The 8,064-nt window shown below is 47.4% G+C and carries 7 protein-coding genes and 1 pseudogene; 2 read left to right on the top strand and 6 right to left on the bottom strand.

From position 1 onward, the window contains the following. The first annotated feature begins 185 nt into the window (after positions 1-185). Entirely contained in the window at positions 186-1,334 is a 1,149-nt protein-coding gene (locus LUQ50_RS09835) for a double-cubane-cluster-containing anaerobic reductase (protein WP_300039654.1), read from the top strand. Positions 1,335-1,422: 88 nt separating this feature from the next. On the opposite strand, the gene LUQ50_RS09830 is transcribed toward LUQ50_RS09835, so the two are convergent. The 6 genes from LUQ50_RS09830 to LUQ50_RS09805 form a co-directional block, all read right to left on the bottom strand. Next, positions 1,423-2,226, bottom strand: a complete 804-nt coding sequence (locus LUQ50_RS09830) for a formylmethanofuran dehydrogenase subunit C (protein ID WP_300039652.1) — start codon at positions 2,224-2,226, stop codon at positions 1,423-1,425. A gap of 10 nt (positions 2,227-2,236) precedes the next feature. Then, positions 2,237-3,958, bottom strand: coding sequence for a formylmethanofuran dehydrogenase subunit A (locus tag LUQ50_RS09825; RefSeq protein ID WP_300039650.1), 1,722 nt, complete (start codon positions 3,956-3,958; stop codon positions 2,237-2,239). Further along, positions 3,959-5,281 carry a formylmethanofuran dehydrogenase subunit B gene (locus LUQ50_RS09820; RefSeq protein WP_300039647.1) on the bottom strand — a complete coding sequence of 441 codons (1,323 nt, stop codon included), beginning with the start codon at positions 5,279-5,281 and terminating at the stop codon, positions 3,959-3,961. Between the two features lie 2 nt (positions 5,282-5,283). Next, the gene (locus tag LUQ50_RS09815; protein WP_300039656.1) at positions 5,284-5,709 is read right to left on the bottom strand and encodes a molybdopterin dinucleotide binding domain-containing protein; all 426 of its coding nucleotides are present in this window, start codon (positions 5,707-5,709) and stop codon (positions 5,284-5,286) included. 841 nt (positions 5,710-6,550) lie between these two features. Beyond that, positions 6,551-6,721 carry a rubredoxin gene (locus LUQ50_RS09810; protein ID WP_300039645.1) on the bottom strand — a complete coding sequence of 57 codons (171 nt, stop codon included), beginning with the start codon at positions 6,719-6,721 and terminating at the stop codon, positions 6,551-6,553. Between the two features lie 37 nt (positions 6,722-6,758). Further along, the gene (locus LUQ50_RS09805) at positions 6,759-7,664 is read right to left on the bottom strand and encodes a 4Fe-4S binding protein (protein ID WP_300039643.1); all 906 of its coding nucleotides are present in this window, start codon (positions 7,662-7,664) and stop codon (positions 6,759-6,761) included. 140 nt (positions 7,665-7,804) lie between these two features. On the opposite strand from LUQ50_RS09805, the pseudogene LUQ50_RS09800 reads away from it, so the two are divergent. Beyond that, positions 7,805-8,064, top strand: a pseudogene (locus tag LUQ50_RS09800) (hypothetical protein); the annotation flags it as partial.

Genomic DNA, 8,064 nt, shown 5'->3' with positions numbered 1-8,064 from the left:
GTTTGAATACTGCCTAAAAAAAATATGAGTATGCGTTCATATTCTTCACAATAGTGATTGTACTGGTGAGATAGATCCCGTGGAAGACCGATTTTCTTGTCAGTAATATAAACTGGAAATTGGTATGAGTACATCCGATCGGGCTCCAGATCCCGATTTCTATCTATCATGGTATTGGAGATTATATGAGAGCAGAATCACTTGCATGGTTTGATCAGGCAATGCCCCGGGCATCTGCAGAAGTTGCCGGGCTGAAAGCAAAGAATGTGAAAATAGTCGGGTTCTATTGTGTGTTTGCACCCCAGGAACTTGTTCTGGCAGCCGGTGGATTTCCGGTTGCACTCTGTGCAACCAAAGAGGAACCGATTGCTGATGGTGAGAAAGATTTACCTAGGAACTTCTGTGCACTTATTAAATCGAGTTATGGGTTTGCAATAACCGATAAATGTCCGTTCTTTGTCAATGCAGAGTTTATAATCGGTGAAACAACCTGTGACGGCAAGAAGAAGATGTTTGAACTGATGAGTACCTTCAAGCCGACAATCGTTCTAGAAGTGCCCCAGGGTGCAAACGGCAAAGCCCAGGATGAGTACTGGTTCTCTGAGGTTCAGCGGTGCAAGAGTGAGATCGAACAGAGACTCGGTGTCACCATCACAACAGATTCACTCAAGGCTGCCATCAACCGGATGAATGAACAGAGGCGACTCATCAGAGAAGCTGCCGATCTGAACCGTGCAGATCCGCCTGTAATTTCAGGTCTTGATCTCCTCAAGGTAACATGGGCCCGGAACTTCACCTATGATCCTGAAGAGTTCAACACCCATCTGAAGGCTGTCATCGAGGAAGGAAAGAAGATGCAGGCAGATGGTGTCGGTGCGTTCCCAAAAGGCACACCACGGATCATCGTAACCGGCGTTCCGACCGGGCTTGGTTCAGAGAAAGTTCTGAAGATAATCGAGGAGTCAGGTGCCGCTATCGTGTATATCGAGAATTGCGCAGGAATGAAACAATATCTTCACGATGTTGATGTCAATGAGCCGGATCTTGTCCGTGCCGTTGCACGTAAATACCTGAAAACCCCCTGCTCCTGTATGAGTCCGAATACCGAACGTATGGATATCCTTGCCAGAGTTGCAGACGAGTATCATGCAGACGGCATCGTGGACGTCACCTGGATTGGCTGCCACACCTATAACGTGGAGTCGCGGATTCTCACGAAAGCCATGAAAGAGAAAGGCATTCCGGTTATGCAGATCGAAACCGATTACTCTCAGGCTGATACTGAGCAGATCCGGACACGGGTTGAAGCGTTTATTGATATGATCCGGACATAACTGGATATCGACGACCATCCTGTTTCTTTTTTTGTGCAGTTACCCGTGGCAATACTGAACCGGTGGCTATTGAAAAAAAGGAATCGTGTTATTTCTTCCGGTATATCTTACCGTATACAACCTGGCCCTTTGACTTGGAGTGACGCTCTCCGAGGTCACCGATATACTCGGCAAAGACAGCCTTGTCGCCATCGACTTCAAGTTCCACGTCTTTTGTGTACTGAAATCCTGGCATCATGTAGGTTATGTCACCGTAGACATAGATCGTTCCTTTCACCATCTGGCCACCAATCCTGCGGTTGGCGTTACCCTTAATGATGATGGTTCCCCCTTCAGCATGGGTTCCTATGTGGACATCTGCATTTCCTTCGACAATGAGGGTGCCCCCATTCATGAAGGTACCGATATCACTCCCAACATTTCCTTTGACACGAAGGACTCCGCCCTGCATTCCACGCCAGTCACCACGGTAAGAGGCTCCGATAAAGTTACCTGCATTTCCATCGACGGTAAATTCGCCACCTTCCATACCAAGTCCGGAGAAGGAATCCACGTTACCTTTTACGTGGAGTTTTCCTCCCTTCATCCAGCCACCGGTATACATATCACAACTGCCTTCGACAACAACTTCTCCGGCGGTCATGTTCATACCAATGTACTTAACCTTTGTACAGTCGCCTTTAACGATGATCTTGGTTTCTGCAGGGGTTGCACCCACTGCATCACCGCTGATTTCAAAGTTATCTCCGAGGCAGTAGGTCTCTCGTCCCTCATAGGTACGGAGAGCAGCAATCTCTTCGTTAGTCTTTCCCGCAAACTGATCCGGTGTGATCATATCTCCTTCGAGATAAAGATCGGGAACATTTTTCATGGTTATGGTTACTGTTTTCATCCCTGATACCTCACACATTTGCTTCAGTTTCAATCACAAAGGGATGGGGTGCATATGAGTCCGGAACCTCGTAATTTGCCTGGGTAACGGTGTAATATCTGAGGAATTTCTCCCTGATGTCACGGTTAACCTGTTTGTTTTCCGGTGCTTTTGCATTGACCCAGAATGTCATCTTCTTTGGATTCTCAAAGACGATCTGACCGTCGCTTATGACAATCTCGCCGTTCTTCAGGAGATATGAAGCGTTTAAGAACACCTTTTCAATTGTCTCCGGATCGGTTGGCATCTTGGTTGGATCGATATCATAGATTGCAACATCTGCATCCATACCGGTGGCCAGTCCTCCGCGAGTACTGGAAAGACCCAGGGCCTTTGCGGGAGCTGCACGGGTCATCTGGGAGAGTTCGTAAAGTGTGATCTCGCGGTCGAGTTCGTTCAGGATGGTTGCATCTGCCACTTTGCCGCTGTTTTTGAATGCTGCCATCTGCTCATCACGGGTCTTCTTGCTCATGAGCCACTTAAAGACACGTGGGTAGCGGGTGAACGGACCTGCATTCGGGTGATCGGTGGTGATCATAGTCCGCATTGGATCCTTGGCAAGGAGGGCGAGTTCAAGACCGGTTGCCCATTGTACTGCACAGGGGAAGACGTTGGGACTGTAGATGAATGGCACAACACCAGATCCGGTCTCAAGTTCGACATCCACGTTACACCACTTGAGGTGGTTGAGTGCACAGAGGTGGTGTTCGAACGGACCGTCTGCGGTCATGGTGGTGGTCTCGTCAAGGGTTACGTTTCCGGTATCAAAGGTGATCTCTTTGTGCTTGTTGACGTAATCCATGATCTCCTTGGATGCCGAGCAGAAGTCTCCCCAGCCTGAACCACCATATGAGTGGAACTGCAGGTGAGTCATGTGCAGAACCTGCTCACGACCAAACTTGTTGTTAGGCTTATATTTTGCAGCCAGTTTCATGGTGTCAATGGTTACCGGATTGTTGCCCGGGTCACCAAGACTGTTCGGGTGGATGTGAACTGAGTGCGGAAGACCGAGGTATTCGTTGGCCTCGATCAGACCGGTGGTAATCTCTGCCGGAGTGATATCGAAGTATGGAACCTCATCGTTGATGCCAAGACAGTTCAGACCCCATCCCCACGCTTCTGTGCCACCGGGGTTGACGACTTTAATACCGTACCCTTTGGTCACCCTCATGAGCCAGGCAATGTATGCTGCAGTCTTTTGAATATCCTTTTCCTTGAGATATTCCATGACGAACCAGTTGTTTCCGAATACCGGAAGTGCTGCCTCATCGATGATTGGAGTGTCGTGGATCTCTTCATGGACATGCCGTGCATAGAGTGGTGGCATGGCTGCTTCCATTACGAAGGTGTATCCCATTCGGCCGTAGCAGTATCCTGTTCTGAATACTGAAGGAATTGAGAATCCCTGCTCCATACGGCTGGTTTCCTTAACAATCCCACCACGCATCTGGCCACGGTACCACTTGTCTTCCGGACGGAACCAACGGCCAAGGTTGACCTTTGGACCGGCAACATGGGCATGGATATCAAGTGCTCCGGCCATGACGGTCTTTCCTGATGCGTCAATGGTCTTAGCCTTTGATGAGACCTTGTCTACGATCTTGCCATCCTTGATGGCGATATCTTTTGCGTCTCCTTTTACGCCACTGACAACATCAAAGACATGTCCGTTCTTGATCAGAATTTCACTCATTTATGAATCCCCCATGATTTCACAGAGTCTTACATAGACCTTTTCGAGGAGTTCTTCATCAGTTAACATGCCCTCTGGTGGATCAACAACCTTTCTGCATGCCATTGGAACATTGTCCATCCGGTATGCACAGCCTGCAACCTCGACACCCACCAGGGCAACCGGGATGTGAACATCCGAGATCTCGGTGGTCAGGTTGATATGCGGGTCAATGCAGACAGATGGAATCTGTGCCATGTGTCTGGTAGCTTCGATTGGGAAGTGAGCTCCGATATCAGATGCGATACAGATACAGGCATCAACTTCCTTTCTACGGAGCAGATCAACTGATGAAGTGTCACCTGGCTGGTACCGGGCATGGGTTCTGCGGGTCAGGTCAACACAGTATGGGAATCCGTACTGCCAGGAGAGAACCTGTCCTGAACCGGTAACGTTCCAGTGTCCTCTCATGGCAACGATGGAGAACTTGGTAAAGTCGTTCAGGTCTCTGGTCAGGTTGATAGCGATGTCGATATTGTGGTTTCTTCCGAGTGTGTGGGTAAGTCCCATTCCGAAGAATATAACTCCGAATCTTCCTTCCTTCAGGGTTTCAACGGCCTTAATGATCTTTTCTTTCGGAACTCCACCGACTACGTCTGGAATGTCATGTCCGCGGGCAACCGTTCTGAATGCGTCCAGAACTTCATAATCGTAGGACTGGTCGATCTGGATGAATTCATCAGCACACTTGGCAGTGTCTGTGTACCGGCAATCGACAACGATGATCTTCCTTCCCTTGTGTCCTTTGGTAGTGAAGAAACCACGTGGGAAGATTGAGTACCGGGACATGTGCCGGGGGTGAGCGTGAGCCGGGTTGCATCCCCAGAAGACGACACGGTCTGCACGGTTCTTGACTTCTCCGAGAGTACAACTTGGGACACCGACATCCTGTATGGCAAGCAGTGACGATCCATGGCATACGGTTGCACAGTTATCCACCATGGTTCCTGCTTTTTCAGCAACCTTGTGCCCGACTGCCATTGCTTCGCAACTGGTGGATGCCCACCCGTACCAGAGTGTCTTCTTAGCTTTAGCCAGCATCTGGGCGGTGTATTCGATGGCTTCATCGTAGGTGATCTCTTTGTATGAACCATCTGGCTGGCGTTTGCGTGGACGGGTGATTCTGCCATGGCCGGCAGAGGTATGAAGGAACTTTTCTGCACCGATTGCACAGGCATTCTGGCAGTCAATGATCTGTTTTCCGTCATCAGAAACGGTTATTGCAAGGTCATCGCAGAGTGTTCCACAGAATGGACACACGACATCGGTTACGACTTTTGTCATTTTTACTGCCTCGCTGGGGGTTTTCTGTCCGGACCATAGCAGAGTGTCTGAACAAGTTCAACAGCTTCCATGACCTTTTCTGTCTCTGCAGGTTCGATGTCAACGGGGAATCCCTTGAAACAAGGTTCTCCGGTTGAGTAGGTATATGCAGACACAATAGCATTGGCCCACGGACCCATCGGGAGGTGTGCAAGTCCTGGTACAAGATCCTCACGAGTTCGCACTGCTTTAACAACTATTGTTCCATCCTTGCTGGTGACACGAACATTACTGTTTGCCATAATACCCAGTTTTTTCATGTCATCTTCATGCATGTGGATGATAGAGGCTGCATCAAAGTACTTCTGCGAAGTCTTTCCCGCCTCCATTCCCACCCCCTGCTGGATGGTCCGGCAGGTGATAAGATTGAGAGTTATCTTTTTCGTCATCTGATGCTCCGTCCAGGAAACACCCGTGACCGGATTACTATCCGGGTGGGTGAGTTCATAGAGATTCGAAGTGCTGGTTTTCACCATAATGCACCCCGATTGTAGATCCGGTTCAGATATGCAGCAGAGGGCTCTTCTCAATAACAGGATCCTGATCTGAATTGATCAAAAATCCAAGAGCGTTAGTACTGCAGATCTATCCCGATTAAATAACGGTCAACGTGGGGAATATAAAGGATTTGGGTCTAATACTTCGGTATTTTGTGAGTCATGGGGATTTTAACCTATAAGCATTTCGGTTTGAAATGAGAGTTGGGCATGGCACTTGTTTGGAAAGGAAGTAATCCCTCGCATCGATTTATTGCAATTGTTAGGCACTATTTACGCAATTTAATACTTTTTAACTTATTGCGTTGGTTTTTTTTAATTAAGGTTCTCATTGCCCGGATTTTTGTTGCCTAACAAACAAGATATACGGGCCTTTCGCGGGGGGTTTACTTCCGGTGAATAGGCACAAAACAAAAAAACAGTAATTCTCGGCCTACTGTATGAGGCGCAAAACCATGATGAACATTGGTGGATGAATAATATGGTATCAGATTTTACATTTCATGGTTTATTCTGCCCAGAATGTGTTTGTAACAATTTAACCAGACTTTGTTGTTAATTAAACTCGGATATATTTTTTTATTAATATCCCCTGCCGGCATTATTCAGAACTGGATCCAAGGTATTAATCTGACCATTATTATGCGGTGGTTTATTGAGCGCCCAGATATTCGGAGAAAAAAGGGTATATATTACGGGTAGTATGGGGGATACCTACCACGAAAATCAGGTATTAGTCTCTCGGGACCCAGACTCCCTTTTTCTGGATTGAGACTTTACATTCAGGACATACCCAGGTTTTAGGGAGTTTTTCAAATGGAGTTCCAGGAGGGATATTCTGGGTTTTATCTCCCTTTTCGGGATCATATATGTAGGCACATTCTAGGCACTGGTACTTTTGCATGAATGATCTTCTCCTTTTCTTCTACATAATTCGTTTGTTAAAGCAGATCTGATTCCTCATCCTGTTCTGGCGGCCAGTTTCTTACTTCTTCATATTGGTCCCTGATGGTTTGTTTGAACTCACTAAACCCAAGTTCATCAAGTTGTTCAGGGAGCAGTTCGTCACTAGAGGCCAGTTCATAGACCCATTTGATGATCTTTCCTACAATTTCGAGGACTTTTTCAGGATCTGATACTGTTATCAGTTCTCTGCCCACTTTTGGATGCCGTCCTCTTCTTCCGCCAACGGTGATCCGAAACCGGGGTTCACTTGCTTTGAGAACCTCGAATGGACAGGGCAGGACACAGATCCCACATTCCATACATCGGTTGGTATCAAGATCTACAGCCCCCCTCTTAATGATAATTGCCCGTTCACGACAGTATTTTTCGCAGGTTCCACACCCGGTGCAGGCATCATGATCGCGATATGGCTGCCTGACACCAGTTATCCCTATCTCGTTCATTCGTTCGCTGGCACATCCGTTCGGGCATGCAGATATGGCAATTCGCATCTTTACCGGTAGTTCCTTACCGAAAAATTTTGTGTCTATCTCCTTGGCAAGTGCCAGGGAATCGATATTTGCGTATTTGCAATGATCAGTCCCCATGCAGGCCGTCACATTCACAATCTCCTGTCGTTCTGATCCCAGCGGAGTTCCATTATCTTTCAGCGCAACCAGCATCGGTACAATCCGGTTTGGGTCTACTCCAGGAATCTCAATGGTCTGACGCACAGTCAGGTGTACTCTACCATCGCCATAGGTACGGGCAATTTTTCCGATACCAATAAGTTGTTCGGGAGTAGCCATACCTGCGGGGATCCTGAGGCGAATGATGCATCGTTCGGGATCACGCTCGGTAATGATACCCCCACGTGAATATAATCGGGGATCGACTTCCATATTATTCTTAAGTAATCTGGTTGGGAGGTAAAATACCTGTGGTCTGGATAATTTTTCTGGCCTCTAAACGAAAATTTTAATCAAATGGTGATATCGGTCCGGATGTAGGTTTTTTATCCGGACAAATCAGACTAATAATCATGGCAGAATTGTCTGAACACATGGAGGCTTTTTTTGGGGTAAATATCGAAGAAAAATTTGTAGATTACCTGAAAGAACTCGGCGAACATGTAGATGAAATCAAGGAAGAGTCTGTTAAACTCCGTGAACTGGCAAAAAAAGTCCCTGACAGCGAGGTCAGGATGGGGATCAATGAAAGCCGGAATATTCTCTTTGAATTAGCCCAGCAGATCAGGGATATTAATCTGTTGTTTGAGTTTTATTTTAAAAAAGAGGATGG

Origin of the sequence: Methanospirillum sp., assembly GCF_028679455.1 — an archaeon.
In the GTDB taxonomy this organism is placed as follows: domain Archaea; phylum Halobacteriota; class Methanomicrobia; order Methanomicrobiales; family Methanospirillaceae; genus Methanospirillum.
This window is presented reverse-complemented; position numbering and strand designations above follow the sequence as displayed.